Raw genomic sequence first — 23,053 nt, 5'->3', positions numbered from 1 at the left:
TTACAGAGGCTCTTCACCGAGGAGCTTCGATAATGATTTGTGTAACCCCGCAAGGATGGTGATCACATCTTGCTGACGGGTAAGCCGTAAGTGGCTAAGCACTTCTGAGGAGCAGGGCAACAGCTGCGACACGTGGAGAACGAAATGGCTACCATCTACCGAATCACAATCACCAAAAAATCCAAAGAGACCTTCACCGGGCTCATGACCCGCAGTCAGCCAGAAATCATCAACGGCTTCGTTGCTCTCGCTGACGAAGAGGGTAAGTGGCGATATTTCAGCCCTGACAGCATTGAAGACTTCCTCTTTGAGCCTGTAGAGCCGCCAGCAGAACAAACAACGGAGTAACCCATGGCTAACGATGACGATCGCAGGCCATATCCGCCAGTTAACTTCATCGACTCCGAGAACTGGCAGCCATATACCAGGCTGATCCCCGCAAATGAAGTGCATGAGTGGATTAGCCGCCAAATCCTCAGCGATACCGGCAGCATCCATAACCCTGACCACGAACACCTGTTAGAGGCTGACCTCTGCTTCATGTGGGCGTCTGACTCATTCGCGAAGAAAGGACGTTATGTCCTCGGTCAGGCCGAGCAGGTAATGCTCCGCGCCGGTGGTTGGCAGAAAGCCAGAATGGAACAGCAGATGTATGAATGGTTCGGGCGCATTCCGAAGTTCATCATCACGTTGGCCGCCGATTATTGTTCACAATGCAGCGACCTCGAGTTCTGCGCATTGGTAGAGCATGAGCTTTACCACATTGCCCAGGCTACCGATGACTTCGGCGCGCCTAAGTTCAACAAAGAGACCGGGCAGCCAGTGCTTACACTGCGTGGCCACGATGTCGAAGAGTTCGTTGGTGTTGTGCGTCGGTACGGTGCCAGCACCGACGTGCAAGAACTGGTGGACGCAGCCAATCAACCTGCAGAGGTGGCAAAACTTAACATCGCCAGAGCGTGCGGGACGTGCATGCTGAAACTGGCTTAAATACTGGACTGTATAAGACGAATGGTGATTTATGGCTGCATTAAAACCTGATGTGAAAGCCTTCATCATTCAGTCGCTTGCGTGTTATGACACGCCATCGCAGGTCGTCGAGGCTGTCCAAAAAGAATTCGGGATCAATATAACCCGGCAACAGGCTGAATCTCACGACCCTACGAAGGCCAGCGGTAAGACGCTTGCAAAAAAGTGGGTCGAACTTTTCAACGCAACTCGCGAACGCTTCCAGAATGAGATTTCCGATATCCCCATCGCCAATAAAGCCTACCGGCTTCGAGTCCTGCAAAGGATGTCGACAACCGCAGAGAGCATGAAAAACCTCGGCATGACAGCTCAGCTTCTCGAGCAGGCTGCTAAAGAGGTTGGGGATGTCTACACCAACAAACAGAAGGTTGAGCAAAGCGTCATCGCCACGCATAACGTAATGCCGGTACCGTCCTGCGATAACGTTGATGACTGGGAAAAGGCGGCGCAGAAACAGCAGGGCGAGGTATTAGGTGGATGAATTACAAAGCCGTCTGGAAACCTCTGCCGGGATCACAATCGCTCTCCCTGAGTTGCCCTTGTAACGAAATCCTTTACGAGGGGACTCGAGGGCCGGGTAAAACTGCCGCGCAGCTGGCGCGCTTTCGTCGCCTGGTCGGTCTGGGCTATGGCTCGTTCTGGCGTGGCGTCATTTTCGATACCGAGTATAAAAACCTCACCGATATCATCACGCAGTCAAAGCGCATGTATCGCCTGTTTAACGACGGCGCCCGCTATCTGGCATCTGCCAGTGAATTGCGATGGGTGTGGCCGACTGGTGAAGAGTTACTTTTCCGCTTCGGAAAAGAAGAGAGCGACTACTGGGACTACCACGGGCAGGAGTTTCCTTTTATCGGCTTTAACGAGCTGACTAAACAGCAGTCTGCCGAGTTTTACGAAATGATGTTCTCCTGCCGACGCTCGTCGTTCCGGCCTGAGAACTATCCGCTGGCTGACGGTGGGCTGCTGAAGCCTATCCCGCTGGAAACATTCAGCACGACAAACCCTTTCGGGATTGGTCATACGTGGGTTAAGAAGCGCTTCATTGAGCCAGCGCCACGCGGCACCATCATTCGTGAAACGCAGAAGGTATTTAACCCGCAGACAGAGAAAGAAGAGGATGTGACGCTCACTCGCGTTGCCATTCACGGATCGTTCAAAGAGAACCCGTATCTCGACCCGCAGTACATCGCAACCCTGATGGCTATCAAGGACCCGAACCGGCGCAAAGCGTGGGTAGAGGGTTCGTGGGATGTGACCAGCGGCGGCCGCTTTGACCACCTGTGGAATGAAGCGCTGCACGTTATTAAGCCGTTCCGCATCCCGGATAGCTGGACGGTTGACCGCTCCCATGACTGGGGTGAGTCGAAGCCGTTCTCTAATCTGTGGTGGGCGCAGGCTGATGGCACCGCCGCCGAGCTGCCAGATGGTAGACAGTTCTGCCCGCCGGCAGGTTCGATAATCCTGATCGGAGAATGGTACGGCTGCCCGCCTGATGAGCTGAACAAAGGCCTGAATATGTCATCCACCAACGTCGCGAAAGGCGTGGCGTGGATTGACAAGCGGCTGGTTGGCGAAGACGTCGACGAGCCGGAAGAGATTAAAATCGACGGTGTCACGCAGGGGCAGTTGCACATCATGCCAGGAATTTGCAGCGAGGTTGTGAAAGGCCCAGCCGATGGCGCGATCTACAACACTGGCGATGACGAGCTATCCATTGCGCAAAAGATGGAGAAACAGGGCGTTGAATGGCTTCCATCAAATAAAAAGCCTGGCTCACGAATCAATGGCGCTTCGCTGTTCGCTGACATGCTTGAAGCCGTTATCGAAGGAAAAAATCTTGAATCAGGCATTCCTGAAAAGCCAGCTTTCTACGTTTTCGATTATTGCCGTGGCTGGATAAGCCGTATTCCTGTGCTCGTCCGCGACGATAAAAATCCTGACGACGTTGACACCCAGCAGGAAGATCACGACTGGGATGCCACTCGTTACCGCGTACTGCATTCACCACAAAAAATAACCGGCATGTTGGTGCGATCGCGCTGACGGAGGACATCGTGACCGAAAGCGAAATGAAACAACAGCGCGCCAGTAACTCCAGCATCGAACGGGAGCGCAATAAAAATCTGTCGATGCTATTTAACGGAACCAGCAACACGAAGCGGCAGCGGCTCTATCAGGAGTTCGGTTACCCGCTACACCTCACGTTTGATGACTTTTACCGGGCGTACCGCCGCAATGCGGTTGCCGGTGCCGCTGTGACGCGAATGCTTGACGGTTGCTGGGAGGACTACCCGGAAGTCTACGAAGGAGATCAGACGAAGGACGCAACTCAGCAAACAGCCTGGGATAAGCGCGTAAATAAGCTGCTGAAGAGTTGCTGGGAACAGATTAAGGGCGCCGACCGTCGAAACCTGGTTGGCCGTTACTCAGCGATTCTTCTTCAGATTAAGGACAGTAAGGCTTGGTCTGAGCAAGTGGACACCACGGTTGTCGGGAGACTACAGGAAAAGGCACTTGTTAAGTTAATTCCTGCGTGGGAAGCACAACTAGACCCTATTGCATGGGATAACAACCCGGACAGCGAAACGTTCGGAGAAGTGACGATGTACTCATTCACAGAGCTTCCGGTTGACGGGGACTTTGACGCGCGTCCGGGCAGAATCATCAACGTCCACCCTGATCGCGTAATCATCCTGGCCGAGGGCTCTGATGATGGCGTGATGACGTCAGGAAAGTCGCTGCTTGAAGCTGGTTTCAACAAGTTGCTGGATATCGAGAAAGTGAGCGGCGGTGCGTCAGAGGGCTTCCTGAAGAACGCCAGTCGCCAGCTCAACTACTCGTTCAGTGAGAAGACGAACTTCTCCGCCCTTGCCAAGGCCCTTGGCGTAGCTGAGGGGCAGCTTGCGGAAGCGCTTGATCAGCAGGTCCGCCGCCTTAACGACAGCACCGACAGTGCCAGCTTTATGCAGGCTGGTACCGCTGAGGTATTGAGTGTTGCGGCGGCTGACCCAGAGCCGACATGGCGAACCGATCTGTGCGAATTCTGCGCGACCGTTCCAATCCCTGTGAAGGAGCTTATTGGGATGCAGACGGGTGAGCGCGCCAGTACCGAGGATGCGAAAGGCTGGGGACGCACCAGGATGAGCCGCCGTAAAGGATTCCTGACTGACGTTATCACTGACGTGGTTTCCCGCTTCTGGGTGCTTGGCATTATTCCACCGGCGAAGAATGAAGAAATCACCGTTGGTTGGTCTGACCTACTGGCACCGAGCCAGGCAGAGAAGATTGCCAACATGGACAAACTGGCAGACGTGGCAGTGAAATCGACGAATGCCTTCGGGCGTTCAGCTATCACTGAAAACGAAATTCGTACTGCTGGCGAACTGCAACCACTGCCTGAGCTTGATGATGAGGTTACGCCTGATGGCAACAAACCAAAACCTGATCCTCTGGCCGACCCAGAACCTGAAGCCGAAAAGTCCGGTAATACCACGGTCTAAAGTTGACCCCACGATGTCGCGAAAGTCCGTCAGCAAGATGGAGCGCGACATTGAGGACCGTTACTACGCGATAAAGGTTGCACTGAAAACACTGTTCGATCTGCGCCTGACTGGGCGAGAGCGCGAGTCTAACAGCCACAAATGGCACTTCCTGTGCCACGTTAACGGCGAAGATCCTACGCTTTACCAGGTAAATGCTGGCCGCTTTATCTACGATATATCGCAGCAAGAACTGGCTGACCTGCTGGAAGAAGTGCAGGGCATTCTCGACGATTACCTGCTGGATGGTGGCGAGCAAAACCTCTGGGCTATGGATTACGTCGTCGCAGAGGCGCGGCGCGGCACGCTGGAGGCCTTCAATAACCTATCGCAACAGTCGCAGGTGTACGCCAGCCAGACAACGTTACAGCAGCTTTTAAGCAGCCCCGGCTATCTTAATCAGGTGGCGGCGGCCAGGCTGACAACGTTCAGCGACTGGAAGGTCATCAGCGACACCGCCCGCGGCGATCTGACCAACATCATCACCGATGCGGTGGCGCGTGGCGTGAATCCTCGCGATACGGCCAGCGTCATCAGTAAGCGTCTCGATGTGTCGATGTCGAAGGCCAAGACTATCGCTCAGACTGAGCAGGTCGGCGCGCTTCGACGGGCACAATGGAATGAGACGGACTGGGCGGCCGACAGGCTGGGACTGAATACCGGCCTGCTGTGGCTGTCTGCACTCAAGCCAACGACACGTACCTGGCATGCCAGCCGACACGGCCTCGTTTATACCACCGAAGAGGTGCGGGATTTCTACGCCGAGAACGGTAACCGGTACAACTGTTATTGCAGCCAGATTCCGGTGCTGCTCAACGACGACGGCAGCATATTCAACGAAGGGTTGGCGGATAAGTTGGCAGCCGAACGAAAACAATGGCCTAAAGCAGCTTAGGGAGGGTCTATGCTCGGCGCGTTACTTATCGCTATTCCACTGATACTTATTATCGTTTTTGTGCCTCGATCACCTTCACAACGTAGCTCTTGCTCGTGTCACCGATGCGGTCGATATGTGAAGTTCCCTGCAATGTTTTGTATGGACTGCCGCCCGGTGAAAAAGGACTTTAAACCGGCAGCAGGTCCGAAAATTCCACCAATGAAACACTAAGAGGACGCAACGTGAAGCTATCCAGCATCCACGTTAAATCCCTCGCCATCAACGCCTCCAACATCTCAACGACGACTATCAACGGACAGGAACACTACGTCATTCGTGGTGTTGTTCCGATCGTGGATGACATCGTCATGAATGGCGGGCTGTACCCGGCTGAGGAGATTAACAAAAGCTTCAAAACCATGGAGCGAAAATTGATGCCGATCGGGCATCCCATGGTTAACGGGAAGTATGTTCCTTCGACCGACCCAGAGGCGCTGAACACATACTACGCCGGAGCTTGGGCTCAGAACGTCAGCAAGGCCAACGACAAGGTCGTTATGGACGTTTACGTCAATAAGGCCATGGCAGATACCAAGCCTGACGGGAAGCGCCTTATTCAGCGCCTGGACGACATGATGTCTGGGGAGAATATCGACCCAATCCATGTCTCGACTGGACTACTGCTCAACAAAGAACAACGCGCTGGTGAGTCGAAAGGAAAGAAACACTCCTGGGTTGCTCACAATCTTGATTTTGAGCACACCGCGATCCTGCTGGATGAGCCTGGAGCTGGCACGCCAGATGAAGGTGTTGGCATGTTCGTTAACGCAGACGGCCAGGAGGGGGAAGTTGAGACCGCCAGCCTCATCGATGCCGCCAACAGCATGAAAGATGGATGGTGGAACAAAGTGAAGTTCTTCCTGAGCAATTCATCTGAGATGTCTTTCGACGACATCTATCAGGCGCTGCGCATGTCTATCAAACAGGACGACAAAAAGTGGCGCCACGTCGTCAGTGTCTGGCCTGACCATTTCGTTTACGAAGAAGACGGTGATAACTCCAAGCCGAAACTCTTCGACCAGAAGTACCTCATCTCTGACAAGGTCGTAACGCTTGTCGGCGAACCAGTAGAAGTCGTGCGCAAACCAACTGAGTACGAAGTCAAAACCAACGGAGAAACAAACCCGATGAAAGAGAAGATGATCGCCGCGCTCAATGCCGCAGGCGTTAAAACCGAGGGGCTGACCGACGATCAGGTCTGGGATGCCTACAACCAGCAGATGCAGAAGAAAGAAGGTGGCGGCGACCCTGATCAGGCTCAGATTAACTCCAATGCGATTACCGCGGCGGTCAATCTGGCACTGAAGCCGCTTACCGATGAAATCAGCACGCTGAAAACTCAGCTGCAGGCGAACGCTGAAAGCGAACTGAAAACCAAGCGCGACGCGGTTAAGGCGAAATTCTCGTTCATGACCGAAGCAGCGGTTAACTCCCTGTCCGGCGATGCGCTGAACGACCTGTACTCACAGTGCCAGACCAGCACCGGTCTGAACCCTGCATTCCAGGGGAATGGCGCTCAGAGTGAAATCCTTAACATGGAGGCACCTGAATAATGGCTCTCGCACCTCGTTTCCATAGCGTAATCGCGGGCCCGGCCCGTAAGAATGACCCGCAGGTCATTGAAGCAATCATGGCGGCGGCCGTGAAGCCTGGCTCATTGGTGATGCTCGACAGCACCGGAAAACTGGCTGTTCACAATGTGGCTGGTGGAACCGGCGTAGCTCTGGCACTTCAGCACAACTATATCGGCGGTGGTGATATTCGCGATGCAGTCCCTGCTGGTGATACTGGCGCGGCCATCATGTGCGAAGACGATGTCGATTATCACATGCTGGTTAAAGCTGGTGAGGTTCTGTTGGAGAACGAAGGGCTGATCTCCGCTGGAGACGGAACCCTCTCTAAGTCAGCCACTCCGGCAACTGACAAAGTCCTCTTCTTTTCACGCGAAAAAATCACTGTTGGCGCTGAAGCTCAGCTCGTGAAAGTTCGCAAATCAGGGAAAGCAACCGCATGAGCATGATCGTATTCAACAAAAAGCTGGTTATCGACTATAACCAGGTAAAACAGGCGTGGAACCAGCTGCTGATGCAGCGTGAATCCTTCAACATCAACCAGAACTCCATTTCCGCCCAGTATGGCGGCGCGCTGGAAGTTAACCAGGCCGCGCTGATCTCCAAAGACTACTGGCGTGAAGTGGACAATATTACTACTCGAGTCTTCCGTAATGACGAAGGAAACGGCCTGCTGGATGACCTGCTCGGCCTGGGTACTCCTATCTCCATCGGTAAAACTGCGGCTCTGTACCGCGTCTCCAGCGATGCCGGTAAGGTTCATCGCACCCTGACTGGTCATGTGCCGGAAGAACTGGATAAAGTCATCTACGACGAAGCTGGTGACCCAATCCCGATCTTCAACACTGGCTACGGCCGTGAATGGCGTGAATGGAACGGCATGCAGTCGGAAAACCTTGACGCGATGGCTGACGATCAGGAAGCGCACGTTGCGGCTATCCGTGAAGACATGGCTGACTACATGCTGTCAGGCGATGCGAAGGTGAAGGTGAAAGGTTATGTCGGCGCAGGTATCACCAACCACGCCAACACCAACCAGGTGGATCTGAGTGCGTCCGGTCTGAATATTGACCTGACCACCTCGACACCTGATGAATCAGTGGCATTCTTCACCGGCCCGTTCGCCAAACTTCTTGATGATAACTACGTGCAGGAGAAGGTTAAGCTCTGGGCGTCGCCAGACATCATGCGCAACCTGAACCGACCGTATTCCGATGCTGCCGGATTCAAAGAAGGCACTGTGCTGGAATACATCCTGCGCTATGGACGCATCGAGTCGTTTAACCAGACCTTTAAACTGACCGGTAACCACTTCATCGCTTACGTGCGCAACTCTCAGTACATCAAGACGCGCATCGCTGCGCCGGTGGGTACGTTCATGATCCCGCGTCAGAATCCGTTCGACAACTACAACTCCCTGGTCTGGAGTGCTGTCGGTCTGCAGATTAAGCGCGATTTCAACGGTCGTTCTAAAGTGTTCAACGCACAGGGTTAAGGGGCTTCGGCCCCTTTTCTTCGGGAGAGAGCATGAAAAAGTTAAAAGTCGAGAAGGCGGGTTGCTGGGGAACGATTAACGGCGTATTCCAGCAATTGCCGGTTGGTCATGAGTTTGTTGCGGTTGATGTGCCGCCAGCATTCGCTGGGCGCGTTTCAGTGGTTGACGAAGTCGACGAGCAGGAGCTTGAAGTCGCCACGCCTGGCGCCGACGATAAATCTGCAGAGCAGGCAGAGCAGGCAGAGCAGGCAGACACCTCCGCTAAATCGAAAAAGGCGAAATAACCATGGCTGACCCAATCACAGCGGCAGACGTGCAGGCTTACCTCGGTGAATTGGGTTACACCATTCCCATGGCGTTGCTGGATCCGATTCTCTGCGCGGTCAACAAAATTATCCCGTGCCTCGATGGTGCGGGGTATGACGAGTGCACTGCAAAGCTGATTCTGATGTATGCCGCCGCGCTTATGGCTACGTCGTCCGGGGCTCGCCGCATCAAATCGCAGGGTGCGCCGTCAGGTGCGTCACGCTCATTCGATTACGATGCTGACAGCATCACCTGGTTGCGCGACTCGCTGGCCCGCATCGATACCAGCGGCTGCACCGGTGAGCTGCCAATCAGCGCCGGTAACAGCGTCGGCCTGTTCATGGTGGTCGGAGGCTGCTGATGACGTACAAGTCCGTTAAGCACGGCCTGCCGCGTTCTTTCACTCGCGTCTGGGTGATGACCGACACGGGGCGGGAGACTACCGGCTATGTGAAATCTGACGGCGAGTGGTTCATCAACTGCCCGCGCATCCGGGCGACCGGTGCGAAGGTGCTGCGCTGGAAGGAGGGCTGATGTCATCGGTAGCGAACTGGAGTTATACCGCCACTGCGACCATCTGGCGCAAACTGGAAGGCAATAACGAATACGGTGATCCGATGGGATATGCCGAACCTGAGCAAATCCTCTGTGATTACGAGGGCGGACTCAGCAAAAAGTTAGCCAGCCTGGGCGCTGAAATCGTAGTCAAGAACACCGTCTGGACGGAGTTCGCGCTGGCGGCCGCTGGTGATTATCTACTGATTGGCGTTTCTACCGAGGCTGACCCGGTTGTCGCCGGTGCTGACGAGGTACGGCAGGTTATCCGTTACGCCGACACGTTCGAGCGCCTGGCGGATGATTACGCCATCCTGACGGGAGTGTAGCCATGGGCGTCAAAGTGAAGGGCATCAGCCAGGCGAAGAAGCACCTGAACGATGTCATCAACGACGTTAAGGGCCGCAAGGTAATTCGCGCGTTGCAGTCGGCGATGATTCTTATCGGTGCCCGGGCAGCTTATTACACCCCGATCGACACCTCTACGCTGATTAACAGCCAGTTCCGAGAAATCGACGCTGGCGGGGTTCTCATCACCGGGCGCATCGGTTACTCAGCCAACTATGCCGCATACGTGCACGAAGCCTCAGGCAAGCTGAAAGGCCAGCCGCGCGCGCACTTCGGCGTGACCAGTAACCGGTCTGAGTTCGGCCCGCAGAAACCGAAAGAATTTGGCGGCGGTAGCGGGACGGGGAACTACTGGGATCCGCATGGTGAACCGCAATTCCTGACCAAAGGCGCGAATGATGAGCGTGATAACGTTGCCGCAGTGATGCGCAAGGAGCTTTCACTATGACGCCCATGATGCATGAGCGGGTGCGCAACATGTTCGGTGATGCCGGGCTAACTACCGGCTTCACGGTTCAGCAGTTGATGTACGACGACCCAGCCGACCTGTCGAAGGCGATCATGGTGTTCAGGCCAAACGGCGGGTCAAATATCCGCACCGATCTTGGCTCTGAGTACCACGTCCTGGTCGACGTTGTCGGCGCGAAGGACAAGCGCAAAGATGCGCTCAATGCCGTGCAGCGTATTGTCGATTATGTCCAGGCCAACCCCATGGCTGACGAGTGTGTCGGATACATCCAGAACATGGGCGCAATTCCCGCTCCGGTGCTCACAGAAGAAGGGCGAATAGTCTTCCGACTCCAGTTCGCCTGTACTTACGGCGAATAGCCATTCCCAACCAAATAACCCGCTCCGGCGGGTTTTCTATTATACGTCAAAGAGGAGTTTCACATGGCTAATTGCCAGAACTCGAACGAGCGCCTGTTCGGCGGTGCGGTCGTGCTGGAAGTCGCCGATGGCTGCCCGGACGTCAAACCACTCGAAGATGAGTGGATGGCGCTGGCCGCTGGCACGTCGAAGGGCTTCGACTTCAACCCTAACTCGGTTACTTCTGATGCGGATGACGGCGGCGGCTATGTCGAGACCATCATCACCAACAGTGATTTCACCCTGAGCTTTGAAGGTGAAGTGCGCAAGAAGGACAAACTGGATCAGTACGGCGTCGGCAAGTTCATCAAGTATTTCGCTGACGAGCTGAAGGCCAAGCGCCAGCCTGGGATCTGGGTGCGCATGGACTACGGCCCGGTCGAATTCGTCGGCTACATGAACATCACGGCGCTGAGTTCTGACGGCGGTACCAACGACATCGTCACGTTCTCCACCGAGTTCAAAGTCGGTGATGCAACCACCATCGAAGTGAACGAGCTGACTGCTGTAGCGGTGACTGGCGTAACGGTAACTCCGGCTACCAGCACCGGCGCGGCAGGTGGCACCAGCACTTTCACGGTGAACATCGCACCAACCGGCGCAACCAACAAAGACTTCACTGTAGCGACTACCGATGCGACCAAAGCAACGGCCACTGCCTCCGGCAACACCGTTACCGTGACGCGTGTCGCCACCGGCAGCGCGCAGATCATCGTCAACACCGAAGACGGCAACTTTGTGGCTGTGCATACGGTCACCGTTACCTAACGGACATTCCAAAGGGCGGCGTGCTGCCCTTGATAATGCCCGTTTACTGGAAGGCCTATGACCGCTTTAACCGATATTGGCGAACTCTCTATCAGCGACAGCCGCGAAGGAGGGAAAGATTACCTGCTACGGCCTTCATTTGAGGCCATGACCAGGATCGGCACTCCGGAAGAGATTGTGCAGGCATACGCCACCATCCACGGCAATGATGTCGCTCTGCTCATTGAGGTTTGTGCTGGCACGCTGGGGCGCTTTCCTGAATGGCTGTCTCCTTCTTTCAACCGCGCCGCTGAGAAGCTTTTATCAACGTGCATGCTGGTGCTGCAGTCGTGCTGCGATGACGACCTGACGCCAATGATCGGCGAGTGGAAAGGGTGGCGGCACTGCGTCGTCTACCGCCCGGGCCAGATGCCGAAGAACGACATCATCGTACTGGCTCAGCATCTCATGCAGCACGGTGTAGTCGGAAAGGCAAAGGTTCGCCAGCTGCAGCGCCATGAGACTGGTGAACGTACTACCGAGTTTAAAGCCTTCGACTACATCAGCGCGGCACGCAGCCACTTCGGCATGAACCGCGCCGAAGCCGCCCAGTTAACTATGACTGAATTTCAGATGCTGCTGGCGGCGAAATACCCGGACCAGAAAGGCTTTACTCGCGAAGAGTACGACAGCATCGCCGACGAGTACCTGGCTAAACAGGCCGCTCGCAGGGCAAAAGCAAAGCAATAACCGGAGAATGACATGGCAGGTGAGAAAGACGCCGGTAGCATCGTCTATACAGTAAGCGCTGATATAGCACCCCTACTTCAGGCTGGCCGACAAGCCATTGAGTCGCTTGACGGAATGGGTGATGGCGCAGGTAAAGCCGCCGATAACTTTTCCGGGCTCGAAAAATCTGCTGATAAATCTGGCAAGTCGATCGCAAGGGCTGCGGATGACGCGAGCAATGCAGCCAAAATCATGGAGCGGCTTGGTAACGAAATAGCAGTTCTTGAAGAGGCAAATAAAAATGGCGCACGCAGCGCTGCCGCCCTCGCAGCTCAGATTGCAGCGTCAGGGGATGCGTCAGAGGCGCAGAGCAGGGAGATTGGTAACCTTGCGGTAAAACTTTTTGACGTAAAGCAGGCCGCCATCGATGCTGCAAAAGCAAATAGCGACAGTGCCGCTGCTTTCAGAGCATCAGAATCGGCGATCTCATCCCTTGAGGGTGAGTTGTCCGTCCTTAACGCTGAGATGATTGATGGATCTCGCAGCGCCGCTATCCTGTCTGCCCAAATGAAAGCGGGGAATGGGGCAACTGACGAGCAAAAGGCGCGCATTTCTCAGCTTGCCGGCCAGCTCTATGACCTCAAATCTGCTCAAAATGCGTCAGCAAAAGCATCGTCTGAAGCAGCCAAGCAGGCAGCGCAGCATGCCAATGACGCGGCAAGATTGCGCTCAATTTCTCTGAGCCTTACACAGCAGATCGCTGTTCTCAATGAAGAGCAGAAGAATGGAGCGAGAAGTGCAGCAATGCTTTCGGCCAGGCTCCAAGCTGGTTCATCTGCCACTGCGGCTCAAAGAAAAGAAATTGGCGAGCTTGCCGGGAAATTATACGACCTCAAACAAGCGCAAAATCAGACAGCAAAATCTTCTGTTGGGTTAAAGACAGGGCTGTCTGCAATAGCTTCCGCGATCGCCGTATCTCAGGTAGTTGATTATGGTAAGCGCTTCCTTGAAGCGGCTGACGCCATGTCTCAAATGCAGGCCAGGATCGAGCGGTTAACTGGCAGCGCCGCGGCAGCCACCCAGACAATGCAGGGTTTGATGCGCATAAGCTCGGCAACGGGCGGATCACTGCAGGACACCGCGAAGCTGTGGGAAACCCTCAGAACAGCGTTGCGCGATACCGGCGCGACGAACGGCCAGATCATTCAGCTCACCGAAACACTTCAGAAAATAGGTCGCATTGGCGGCTCCTCTTCCGAAGAAATGGCTAATGCTCTTCGTCAGTTCGGCCAGTCGATATCTTCGGGGACTATCCGGGCGGAAGAGTTTAACTCCATCCTCGAGCAAATGCCTGAACTGGCGCGTCAGATTGCCGCTGGGATGGGCGTAAGTGTTGGAGAGCTTCGCCAGCTGATGCTGGACGGTAAACTGACTGCTGAAGACGCACTGAACGCCATCCAGAAACAAACCGGCTCAGTAAATGCAGAGTTCGAAAAACTTCCTCGTACTCTGTCTCAAGCCAATAACGCACTGACTAACTCATTCCTGTCGATGATCGACTCAGTTAACCAGGCTACTGGCGCGAGTTCAGGGATGGTAACGGTAATCGACTCGTTAACAGCAGCGTTAGATAGATTGGCAGGCAAAGCCATTTCCGCAGACGCTCAGATCTCTGATCTGAACAGTACGGCTGAAATGTTTAACCGCCGGGCGCGCACCTGGTCCTGGCTTGGGCTTGATGGCTGGGAGGCGCAAAACAAAGCCCTGGCTGGGCTGAGCAATAAAGCCGCCATGCTGGTTGGCGATCTGGCTGCTGTTTCCAAAGCATCACAGACCGCGGCTAACACAAAGCCGATCGAGATTAAAACGACCGGCTCAGCTACTGGCAGCAAAGCGAAAGGCGGAAAGTCTGCAGCTCAGAAAGAAGCTGAGCAGTACGCTAAAGCGCAGGAGACGGTTAACCAAAAACTTGACGAGCTGAGGCAGAAGGCCGAGTTGTCAGCGGGCAGTGTTGGTGAATTATCTCGTGCGCAGGCCGTACTTACTGCACAGCAGTCTCTCGGTAATGATGCGACACAGGAACAGGTCATTCTGGCCGGGCAATACGCGGCTAAAGCCTGGGATAACGCCAACGCATTGCGTGCCCAGGCCAAGGCAGAAAAGGAACGTACTGACGCTGCCAATAAGTTCGGCACTATCAAGGGTAAAACCAGCAAAACTGCCGGACTTGATAGCCAGTACCAGAAAGATATCGCTGATATCCAACAATATGCCCAACTCTACCCGCAGAAGATCGGAGAGGCTGAGGCTGCGCGCGCTGCTATCGAACAGCAATACCGGGATCAGCGTAACGCGGCGATGTGGGAAGAGTGGGCACAGCAGAACGCAGCCACGCAGGCAGCGGCTGCTGCTTTCGATTCACTCGGTTCAGTTGCCAGTAACGCGCTGACAGGAATCATCACAGGCAGCATGTCTGCCAGTGATGCAATGCGCAGTATTGGCATGACGGTCCTGAATAGCGTCATTAACTCGTTCGTCCAGATGGGTATCGAGTGGGTTAAGTCAGCCATCATGGGGCAGGCGGCACAAACGGCGGCTATCGGCACGGTGACGGCTGTGCAGACGGCAGCAGTGGCCACGCAGACGGCGACCAGCACAGCAGCGGCAGCGACAACCGCTGCGGCTTGGACTCCTGCAGCTATCCTTTCCTCAATAGCCTCTATGGGTACGGCGGCGGCGATCGGACTCGGAGCGGTGGCTGGCGTTATTGGCGCGAACCTGCTCGGAAAGCGCAAGAATGGCGGCCCGGTTTCTGCTGGCGGTATGTACCAGGTCGGCGAAGGTGGCATGCCTGAGATTTACCAGGCCAGCACAGGTAAGCAGTACATGATCCCCGGCGACAACGGCAAGGTGATCAGCAATAAGGACATGCAAGGGAGCGGAGGAATAAACGTTGTTTTAAACGTACAGAACTATAACGGCTCATCAGTGGATGCGCAGGCAAGCTCTGATGGTAATGGCGGGCTAACTATCGATATGGTTATAGCTGATCTGAATAATGGCGGCCCAATCAGCGGCGGCATAACTAGCAATTTTAATGTTAAACGCACGCCAAGGGGGCAAGGCTGATGCCAATTATCGACTATCCCGACTGGCTGCCGCTGGCGCAGAAGGCCAGTAAAAACATGACGCTTGATACCGGGTTCCAGACCGATCAGCCAGCGGTCGGCCCGGCTATCTTTCAGAATCTTACCGATGATTTGAAAGTTACCTGGTCACTGACCTGGATTTTTACCCTTGCTCAGGAAAAGGCCTTCCAGCAATGGCTGCGCAGCCCGAACTACCTTAACCGTGGGCTGAACTGGTTCAGGATGCCGCTTAATATTGGCGGATCCGGACTACAGGTTCAGGAGCTTCACTTTACGCAGATGCCGGTGCAGACCAGCATTGATGGCGGTTTGGTGACCTGGACAGGAACGGTTATCGCCAATCATCTCTACAACGCTGACGACGAGTTCGACGACATTATTGTTGAACTTCCGCCTCCTTGGGGGTCATGGTTAGATATTATCGTCACTGGCTATCCGGACGGACGTGATCCGGAGTCTATTCCAAGGGTGCCATAATGCCTTCATACCGTGATTACAAGCAGAAGCGCCCAACACGCGGCCTGTACGACACCCTCACTTTCTATCATCCGTCGTTTGGCTATGTTCGCCTGGTAGACAAACAATTCTTCCCAAAGGTTCTCGGCGGCCAGACGTTCGAGCCAGCCCGTTTTGAGATTGAGGAAAGCCAGCAGAGCGGGACACCGGTTATCGACGCGACGGTAAAGCTTGGTCGGTTGTCGTCTGATATCAAAGCGCTGATGAAGCAGTGGAAAGGCGCATCACGGTTAACAGCAATCACGGCCACACGGCAGATATTCGACAGTGGAGATGTGTCTGTACCGATAAAGTCCTGGGCGTTGTACGTCAAGACGGTAGATATAGACGCTGATGCCGCTTCTGTGACGCTTTCTGTAACTAACCCGCTGAACAACAACATAGGCCGACTTTATGATCCGCAGGAATACACCGGGCTGCAGTACCTCTGATTTCATCAGCAAGGTGATCGGCGTGCCGTGGGCTAATCGTGCCTGTTCGTTCGATAAAGTCGACTGCTGGGGGCTGGTAGTGCTGTATTACCGGCACGTTCTCGGCATTGAGTTGCACCAGACGCAGGACTACGAAGCCGGCGAGGACTTCTTCACCTGCTATCAGGGTGACGTCGTTTTCTGGCGCAAGGTCGATAAACCAGTTGAAGGTGGGATATTCGTCGGGTACCGCGGCGCGCAACCGGCACACGTTGGCCTGGTTCTAAACAGGCAGGCGCTGCACTCACGCGGCGAGAACGGAAGCGTGCGCATGGATTCTTTGTTGGTTATTCATCGGGCATTCACAAAAGTGGAGTTTTTCGAATATGGCGCTGGTTGAGATATCGAATTTTCCAGGAACGCCTAAGCTGCGTTGCATGGTGCCTAACGGCACCATTTTTTATGACTGGCTGGCGGCCAATGATTCCACCTTTCACAGTGATCTGCTGATCGTCCGCAACGGCGTGAGGTTAAGTGATGATGATGATCTCGAGTTTGAACTGAGCGAACTGGACACCATCCAGATTTTCGACCAGCCAAAAGGCATCGTCAGCGATATCCTGAGCCCGATCTTCAAAGTTGTTGGAGCTGTGTTTTCCTTCCTGGCTCCGAAGCCTGCAATTGCTAACAACGGTGGCAACACCGTCGACTCACCGAATAACAGCCTGACCGGGCAGACAAATACCGCCAGGGTATACAAAGCGAAGCCTGACATTTACGGACAGGTAAGATCGTTTCCTGATTTGATTCAGGAGTCGATGTTTGAATATGTGCGCCAGAGTGAGAACGATGGCGGCCTGAAATATGTCACTGAGTGGATGTGCGTCGGAATAGGAAAGTATGACTATGAATCTGTTCGTTACTCTGAGTCGAGCCTCGGATCGATGGCCGGTGCGGAATATCAGTTTTATCAGCCTGGCGAGGTGATACCTACCATTAACGAGGGGTATTCGTTTGACGATGTCGACGGGCAGGAGATGCCAGGGCCAAACGAAAGCGATAATTTTCCTATAGAGTCTGCGACTGCAAATACCGTGGTTAGCGGTGAGTATGCGGGTGGTCAGATAGCGATGAAAATAGTTAAACAGGCAGAGTTTGATTATTTCATGGATTTAGTATTGCCGCACTCTGTCACTTTCGCGATCAGCATCTCATATAACACAGCATCTGGTTCTGTTACTGAAGATGTGTGGTTCTCAGGAACGCTGATATCAGCGGTACAGAGCGACGATGGGTATGTTGTTAATCCTGTTCAATGGTATACGTTTACCATGAGTAACTTGCAGGGCCCATCAACTATTCCGGTAAATGCAACCATTAACACGACTACATTCACCCTCAATGATAACGAAGCGCTTGTTGTAGGACCTTTCTTCTCGCCGGTTGAGTCTACAGAGCTTTGGCTGCATACACAGTCATCACTCGGTGGAGGAAATTGGGCGGACTGGACAGTAACAATCTGGAAAATCGATGACGATTACAATCAGATACCAGGAACGCAGCAGACCTTCACCTATCATCAGGGAACACCGCATAAGTCGACCAGTGAAGTGTTTTATCGCACAGATAAAATAGTTCCAGCAGGAGGGTTTGGTAAATACGCCATTAACTTCCAACGGACAAACAACTCTAATGATGCGTCCATTCTTAAAGTTGAGGAAATTCACGCCGTCAACATCCGCAGCAATGTTGTTCATCCAACTGATACGCTGGTTCGCGTAAAGGTGAGGGCAACAGAGAATGCACTGGGTAGCCGTGACCGAAAATACAATGCACTGGTGACTCGTCAGACTATCAGTTACAACCTAACGACACAAACCGTCGATTTCACATTGAGACCATCACGCTCATTTGCTGACGCAGTTGCACATACCTGGCTTGTAATGGGTGGGCAGCCAGAAAGCAGCATTGATCTTTACGGGCTGTACTCTATCGCGGAGAGCCTGCAAGATGATCGGCTTGGTTACTTCGACTACACGTTTGACGATGAGAACGACTCACTTGGCGACCGGGTGCAGGCGATCTGCAATGCGGCTTCTGTCATGGCGTACTGGGACGACGGTGTACTAACGTTCACCCGCGATCAGAAAGTAGGTTACCCGGCAGCAGTTTTCAACCGGGCAAACATGAAGACGGACGAGTACAAAATGACGTATGAGGCCACGCTGCCTGGCGGTTACGACGGCGTGCAAGTGTCCTATGTTCACCCAACCACAAACAATAAGACATACATCAATTACCGCGTGCTGAACGGCTCTATCGTCGAACAGGAGGCGGAAAATCCGAACAAACTGGAAATCGTCGGGTTCAGAAACGAGTACCAGGCGCGGGAACGCGCTCTTCGCGAAACGAAACGCCTGATTTACTCGAGGGTGAAGATGAATGCCAAAGTGTTTGAAGACGGCATTATCCAGGTAGGAAGCGTCATTCAGATGCCGGACATCTACGACAGCAACCAGCAGCAGGGGTACATCACTGGACGTGCCGGGAATGACTTCGACACCAGTGAACCGATCATGTTTACCGGTACGATGTATGTGCTGGTTACTGACAGTCTGGGAAACCCAACCATGCGTTATCCGGTAACGGCACGCAGCGACACGAAATACGGCTTCATCGCAGCAATACCTGATATTCAACTTAACATTTGGAATGGAGAAACTGTCCAGCTCCCTTCGCGCTATCTCATAGCGACAGTGGAAGAACTTGACAGCCAGTTATGGACTGTCAACAGCATCAAACCTAACACGGACAATACGGTATCCCTGACCGTCGCAGAGTACAGTGATTCAGTCTACGAATAGTACTTAATCCGAATATCACACCCCGGCCACTGTGCCGGGTTTTTTATGGAATAAATATGGCTACCACACCTACTCAATTACCTGTTCCAAGTGAAAAACCTCAGGATCTGAAATTTAACGCCGGTAAAATCGATGAATTTGTAACGTCAATGGGATGGACATACACCGATCGTTTCGGCAGTAAACATTACACTATTGAAGGCATCAATTACCTTGCTCAGCAAGTTATGGGTGCCTTTGGATATGTTACCCTCACTGGAGTTACATTTGATACAGGTGCTACTTTAAATAATCCAAATGAGGTTTTGTTCAATCCTGCTGATAACTCATACTACAAATGGACGGGCTCATTTGCCGGCGGGACTAAAGTGGTGCCCGCAAACTCAACCCCAGAGTCATCAGGTGGTGTCGGCCCGGGCAAGTGGTTAAATGTAGGTGACACACAGTTACGCAGCGATCTGAATAATGACAATGATGGACTTGGGGATGCGCTAATTGCTGTTAAGCAACCAATTACTGACTGGCCCGGTAGAACTCAGCACGACCGGAACTTCGATTATTTAAACTTAAAAGATGCCGCAGGGGACACCATAGTAGGTAACGACTGGACTGCTGCATTGCAAATGTATATTGAATATCTTGAAACTCTTCAGCAAGGACTGACTCCACCGTATTCACCACCGGCTATGGATATTCCACCTGGTGATTATGGTATTTCTGCACCACTATGGTTTAAGCAAGCTGTGCATATCCGAGCAAAAGGAGTGCGAATTTATGCACTGCCTGGCTTCACGCCTGCTACTGTAGAATTACAGGCTGGCGGAACTGAGCTTTATCATGGCATGTTCCTTTTTCTTAATGGCAAAAAAGGTGCTGATTCTGGTCAGGGCCAACTTCGATTCAATGTCACTATTGATGAAGGCCTGGTGATTGATTGTCAGGACATCGCTTACCCTAACATATACATGGAGCGATTCGTTAACTCATCGATTAACTGTACATTGCAGAGTTCTGTACACGACGCGCTTGTTGTTGGCCCTAGTTCTTGGGGGTTTAACACGCCAAACCTGATAGCCGAGAACTTCTCTGATTCAGCAATTCGTTTTACTGCGCGATCTGCTTCTAATGGATCAAAACTTAACGTTCGCATATGGGGTAATTTTAAAACAGGAAATGCTGGTATTCTGTTTGATTCGGAATCTGACTGTAATGGTGTTTTCGTCAGCGGTTTTATTGAAAAAGTAAACTATGGAATTATTGCAGGTAGAGGCACAGGACCAGTAAATGCAGTCGGTGTTGATTTTGAACAATGTCAATTCAATGTCATTCGAGCTGCGAGTGATATGTCTGATGGTAGAAAAGTCGGACCTATTACACTGTCTAACTGTTTCCTTCATTCAGTTGAAGGAAGTAAGATTTATGCTGAGGGTTCGACAGTTGTAGTTGAGGATTCTCGATTACTTGCAGGGACTTATGATTTTGAAACAGATTCAGGGAAAACCGGATTAATATTGTTTGATAACAACCAGTTTGAATCTGGCGCGATAGGAATAGTGTCTGGTGCAAACGTTCGAGGAAAATATACTCACCAGGCTGGCGATGCTATCTATAATTATGCAACAAATGCACTGGAAACTTTCGCAAATACCTACGAAATGAAGAACTTTGAGTGGACAGGATACCCACTCACACAGACCAGCGGCTTTACCTTTTCAGCAAGGGCGTCAACTGCTGATAATAGAAACTACGGACGTTCTACATGGTTTGTTAGTGATAGGACATCTACTGATGTTCAGACGGTTACTGGCGTCACTCTCGCAACCGATAACGCTGTTCGTTACTTTGGGCCAATGGCCGATAACCTCATCGCTTGTGGTTCAGTTAGCGCCAGATTCACGGTTGTGTATGCTGTAGCTGGGACTATCAACACATCTGATGCAAGAGAAAAACAGCAGCAGAGATTGCTTTATGATGCGGAGAAGAAGGCGGCTGCTGAGATAAAGTCATCAATCAGAGCTTACAGGCGCAATGACGAGGTTGAAAGGGATGGTGATCATGCCAAATGGCATTTCGGTGTGATGGCTCAGGGTGTTGCAGAGGTTCTTAAAAAGAATGGGCTTAACCACGAGGATTATGATTTCTTGTCATATGAGGAATGGGATGATATCCATGAATCTGTGGATAAGGAAGGGAACGTAATTTCTCCTGCTATTCCAGCCGGAAGTCGGTGGGGTGTTAAATATTCTCAGCTTCTTTGCTTTATAATATCGGTTAGTTAATTATTAGATTATGAGCCTAACAAAAAATTAGGCTCATAAATTTTTATTGTTGATTACTTTCTGGCATCATGTCATAAATGTAATTGCCGATAATAGCTTTTACATCATATTCTAGCCCTGTGTCTTTTTTAAGAACTACGACACTATCAACATTTGACTCATTTCTCTGATATTTTTTACATGTAATGCTCATCCCATTCTCAAGCCTTATTTCCTTCAACTCTTCGCACCCATAGAACGACCCAACTGTCTTTGTTGTCGCTACAATTGAGTAACCCTCCATTCCGTTTAAGTCACTGGCGTTAAGAGCCATTGCTGAAGACGAAACAATTGCAAGTGATATGAAAGATAACCTAATCATAGAGTTAAACCTTTTTTATCTGATTTTCTTGTTTGAATAAGTAGTGCTCTGGCTATTTTCTGTGACGGCCTTTCAACAAGTAAAAGCATTAAATAAGACACAGCGAAACAAGACAAAAGAGATAATAAAAATGACAACTCAAATGAGACTCCAGCCTTGTCAAGCAACACCATAGCTAAGCCGCCAACTGGTAAATGAAGAAGGTAAGTTGAGTAGCTAACCTCAGCAAGAAAGAATGATACAACTCCAATCTTCTTCAGATAATTTGCAGCAATTATGAAAACAAGAACAGATATGATGTCAGAGTAAATGGCCGGATATGCAGGGCTAGGTGCAGAAAAAAGCAAGCCAGGATATAAAAAATTATAAAACGATATGTATAAGAATGCACAAATTGCAGCAAGTCCAGATGCTCTTTTCCCATCCATATTCCATGATGAGTAAAAATAATAAATTCTACCTATAAGCAGGAACAGTACATACACTGATAGATTCGCAAGAGATCTCAACTCAGGGCTTGTAAAACTAACGCAAACAATTATTGAAATTATTGAAATAAATGCAAATGTGGATTTTATATTGTCTTTTCTTGTGTAAGATATTAATGACGCAGTAACAATATAAAAAACTATTTCAATTAGTAAAGTCCAAGTGACCGCATTAACAGCTGTGGTTCCTGTTATGTAGTTAATCAGGAAAAGAGACTGAACATATTCGTTTAGTGTTCTTTCTCCAATTCCTAACGGCATAGGAATTTCGTAATGAAGGCAAATTCTAACAATCAAGTATGTTAAGGCAAGTGATGCTGCAAGAGGTGGAAATATTCTGAATACACGTTTCACCGCAAACTCATACAAGCTTTCCTTCAGCGATACGTGCGTAATAATAAATCCACTAATAAGGAAAAATATTAAAACGCCTAAATGGCCGCCGTTCTGATATAGATGGAATGGCCCAACAAAAGCAGCTTCCCAGATGCTTTGCCAGGAAGACTGATACCCGTTAAACGAAAGCCACCAACCACCCAGATGCGACCAAACTACGAGCAATACAGCAACGCCTCGCAATGAGTGTATGAAGTTGAAAAAACTCTTATCCTTAGACACTGAAACCTCGGATCAAAAATTGAAACGAATAATGACGCGCTATCCTAGCTTATAGCATCAAAAAACTAAATTAGTACTGCCATTTTCTTGATGGAACTATGATGAGAGAACAAATTGGTACACAAAGCTTTGCATCGGTTTGCAAGGCTTTGTGCTGCTTTCCTATGATACTTTCTCATCAAGCCAGTCTGCCCACCACTGCATCATTTCCCGGTAATAGGTGAGGGTGATCATTATCTTAA

The 23,053-nt window shown here is 51.7% G+C and carries 25 protein-coding genes; 23 read left to right on the top strand and 2 right to left on the bottom strand.

The window, feature by feature from the left end; all coding sequences use genetic code 11:
* Positions 1-144: 144 nt before the first annotated feature.
* The 23 genes from OOJ59_RS22795 to OOJ59_RS22685 all read left to right on the top strand — a co-directional run bounded on the left by OOJ59_RS22795 (position 145) and on the right by OOJ59_RS22685 (position 21,344).
* Complete coding sequence (locus OOJ59_RS22795; RefSeq protein ID WP_160955996.1) at positions 145-348, top strand: hypothetical protein; 204 nt, start codon at positions 145-147, stop codon at positions 346-348.
* Positions 349-351: 3 nt separating this feature from the next.
* Positions 352-990 carry a putative metallopeptidase gene (locus tag OOJ59_RS22790; RefSeq protein ID WP_160955995.1) on the top strand — a complete coding sequence of 213 codons (639 nt, stop codon included), beginning with the start codon at positions 352-354 and terminating at the stop codon, positions 988-990.
* Between the two features lie 31 nt (positions 991-1,021).
* Positions 1,022-1,510 carry a DUF2280 domain-containing protein gene (locus OOJ59_RS22785; RefSeq protein WP_111925814.1) on the top strand — a complete coding sequence of 163 codons (489 nt, stop codon included), beginning with the start codon at positions 1,022-1,024 and terminating at the stop codon, positions 1,508-1,510.
* Positions 1,507-3,075 (top strand): terminase, encoded by a 1,569-nt coding sequence (locus OOJ59_RS22780; protein WP_160955994.1) that lies wholly within the window; start codon positions 1,507-1,509, stop codon positions 3,073-3,075. Before OOJ59_RS22785 ends, OOJ59_RS22780 begins: the two co-directional genes overlap by 4 nt.
* Positions 3,076-3,086: 11 nt before the next feature.
* Positions 3,087-4,532 (top strand): anti-CBASS protein Acb1 family protein, encoded by a 1,446-nt coding sequence (locus OOJ59_RS22775; protein WP_160955993.1) that lies wholly within the window; start codon positions 3,087-3,089, stop codon positions 4,530-4,532.
* A 37-nt stretch (positions 4,533-4,569) separates the two neighbouring features.
* Positions 4,570-5,466, top strand: a complete 897-nt coding sequence (locus OOJ59_RS22770) for a phage minor head protein (protein WP_237430828.1) — start codon at positions 4,570-4,572, stop codon at positions 5,464-5,466.
* A gap of 224 nt (positions 5,467-5,690) precedes the next feature.
* A complete protein-coding gene (locus tag OOJ59_RS22765; RefSeq protein WP_268063502.1) occupies positions 5,691-7,061 on the top strand; it encodes a DUF2213 domain-containing protein in 1,371 nt (456 codons plus the stop codon).
* A complete protein-coding gene (locus OOJ59_RS22760; RefSeq protein WP_160955990.1) occupies positions 7,061-7,522 on the top strand; it encodes a hypothetical protein in 462 nt (153 codons plus the stop codon). The genes OOJ59_RS22765 and OOJ59_RS22760 overlap by 1 nt, the downstream gene beginning before the upstream one ends.
* Complete coding sequence (locus tag OOJ59_RS22755) at positions 7,519-8,574, top strand: major capsid protein (RefSeq protein ID WP_268063501.1); 1,056 nt, start codon at positions 7,519-7,521, stop codon at positions 8,572-8,574. Before OOJ59_RS22760 ends, OOJ59_RS22755 begins: the two co-directional genes overlap by 4 nt.
* A gap of 32 nt (positions 8,575-8,606) precedes the next feature.
* Positions 8,607-8,858 (top strand): hypothetical protein, encoded by a 252-nt coding sequence (locus OOJ59_RS22750; protein WP_160955988.1) that lies wholly within the window; start codon positions 8,607-8,609, stop codon positions 8,856-8,858.
* A gap of 2 nt (positions 8,859-8,860) precedes the next feature.
* A complete protein-coding gene (locus OOJ59_RS22745; RefSeq protein ID WP_160955987.1) occupies positions 8,861-9,241 on the top strand; it encodes a DUF7370 family protein in 381 nt (126 codons plus the stop codon).
* Entirely contained in the window at positions 9,241-9,414 is a 174-nt protein-coding gene (locus tag OOJ59_RS22740; RefSeq protein WP_006820518.1) for a hypothetical protein, read from the top strand. The genes OOJ59_RS22745 and OOJ59_RS22740 overlap by 1 nt, the downstream gene beginning before the upstream one ends.
* The gene (locus tag OOJ59_RS22735; protein WP_268063500.1) at positions 9,414-9,764 is read left to right on the top strand and encodes a hypothetical protein; all 351 of its coding nucleotides are present in this window, start codon (positions 9,414-9,416) and stop codon (positions 9,762-9,764) included. Before OOJ59_RS22740 ends, OOJ59_RS22735 begins: the two co-directional genes overlap by 1 nt.
* 2 nt (positions 9,765-9,766) lie before the next feature.
* The gene (locus OOJ59_RS22730) at positions 9,767-10,231 is read left to right on the top strand and encodes an HK97 gp10 family phage protein (RefSeq protein WP_268063499.1); all 465 of its coding nucleotides are present in this window, start codon (positions 9,767-9,769) and stop codon (positions 10,229-10,231) included.
* Positions 10,228-10,611, top strand: coding sequence for a phage tail termination protein (locus OOJ59_RS22725; protein WP_063133741.1), 384 nt, complete (start codon positions 10,228-10,230; stop codon positions 10,609-10,611). Before OOJ59_RS22730 ends, OOJ59_RS22725 begins: the two co-directional genes overlap by 4 nt.
* Before the next feature lie 63 nt (positions 10,612-10,674).
* Positions 10,675-11,418, top strand: a complete 744-nt coding sequence (locus OOJ59_RS22720) for a phage tail tube protein (protein ID WP_268063498.1) — start codon at positions 10,675-10,677, stop codon at positions 11,416-11,418.
* Between the two features lie 57 nt (positions 11,419-11,475).
* Positions 11,476-12,147 carry a DUF6246 family protein gene (locus tag OOJ59_RS22715; protein ID WP_174330913.1) on the top strand — a complete coding sequence of 224 codons (672 nt, stop codon included), beginning with the start codon at positions 11,476-11,478 and terminating at the stop codon, positions 12,145-12,147.
* Between the two features lie 783 nt (positions 12,148-12,930).
* On the top strand, positions 12,931-15,255 hold the full coding sequence (locus OOJ59_RS22710; RefSeq protein WP_370606071.1) for a tape measure protein: 2,325 nt from the start codon (positions 12,931-12,933) through the stop codon (positions 15,253-15,255).
* The gene (locus OOJ59_RS22705; RefSeq protein WP_268063497.1) at positions 15,255-15,752 is read left to right on the top strand and encodes a hypothetical protein; all 498 of its coding nucleotides are present in this window, start codon (positions 15,255-15,257) and stop codon (positions 15,750-15,752) included. The genes OOJ59_RS22710 and OOJ59_RS22705 overlap by 1 nt, the downstream gene beginning before the upstream one ends.
* Positions 15,752-16,222, top strand: a complete 471-nt coding sequence (locus OOJ59_RS22700) for a hypothetical protein (protein ID WP_268063496.1) — start codon at positions 15,752-15,754, stop codon at positions 16,220-16,222. Before OOJ59_RS22705 ends, OOJ59_RS22700 begins: the two co-directional genes overlap by 1 nt.
* Positions 16,185-16,601 (top strand): NlpC/P60 family protein, encoded by a 417-nt coding sequence (locus OOJ59_RS22695; RefSeq protein ID WP_159122057.1) that lies wholly within the window; start codon positions 16,185-16,187, stop codon positions 16,599-16,601. The genes OOJ59_RS22700 and OOJ59_RS22695 overlap by 38 nt, the downstream gene beginning before the upstream one ends.
* A complete protein-coding gene (locus tag OOJ59_RS22690) occupies positions 16,588-19,065 on the top strand; it encodes a host specificity factor TipJ family phage tail protein (protein WP_268063495.1) in 2,478 nt (825 codons plus the stop codon). The genes OOJ59_RS22695 and OOJ59_RS22690 overlap by 14 nt, the downstream gene beginning before the upstream one ends.
* Positions 19,066-19,121: 56 nt before the next feature.
* On the top strand, positions 19,122-21,344 hold the full coding sequence (locus tag OOJ59_RS22685) for a tail fiber domain-containing protein (protein WP_268063494.1): 2,223 nt from the start codon (positions 19,122-19,124) through the stop codon (positions 21,342-21,344).
* A gap of 43 nt (positions 21,345-21,387) precedes the next feature.
* Here the strand turns inward: OOJ59_RS22685 and OOJ59_RS22680 are convergent, their stop codons facing one another.
* Positions 21,388-21,705 carry a hypothetical protein gene (locus OOJ59_RS22680; protein ID WP_159121827.1) on the bottom strand — a complete coding sequence of 106 codons (318 nt, stop codon included), beginning with the start codon at positions 21,703-21,705 and terminating at the stop codon, positions 21,388-21,390.
* Complete coding sequence (locus tag OOJ59_RS22675; RefSeq protein WP_268063493.1) at positions 21,702-22,811, bottom strand: acyltransferase family protein; 1,110 nt, start codon at positions 22,809-22,811, stop codon at positions 21,702-21,704. Before OOJ59_RS22675 ends, OOJ59_RS22680 begins: the two co-directional genes overlap by 4 nt.
* Between the last annotated feature and the right edge of the window lie 242 nt (positions 22,812-23,053).

It is taken from the genome of Citrobacter sp. W9, from assembly GCF_026719375.1.
Lineage (GTDB): Bacteria > Pseudomonadota > Gammaproteobacteria > Enterobacterales > Enterobacteriaceae > Citrobacter > Citrobacter werkmanii.
Note: the sequence above shows the minus strand (reverse complement) of the source record. Positions and strands in the feature narration are given on the sequence as shown.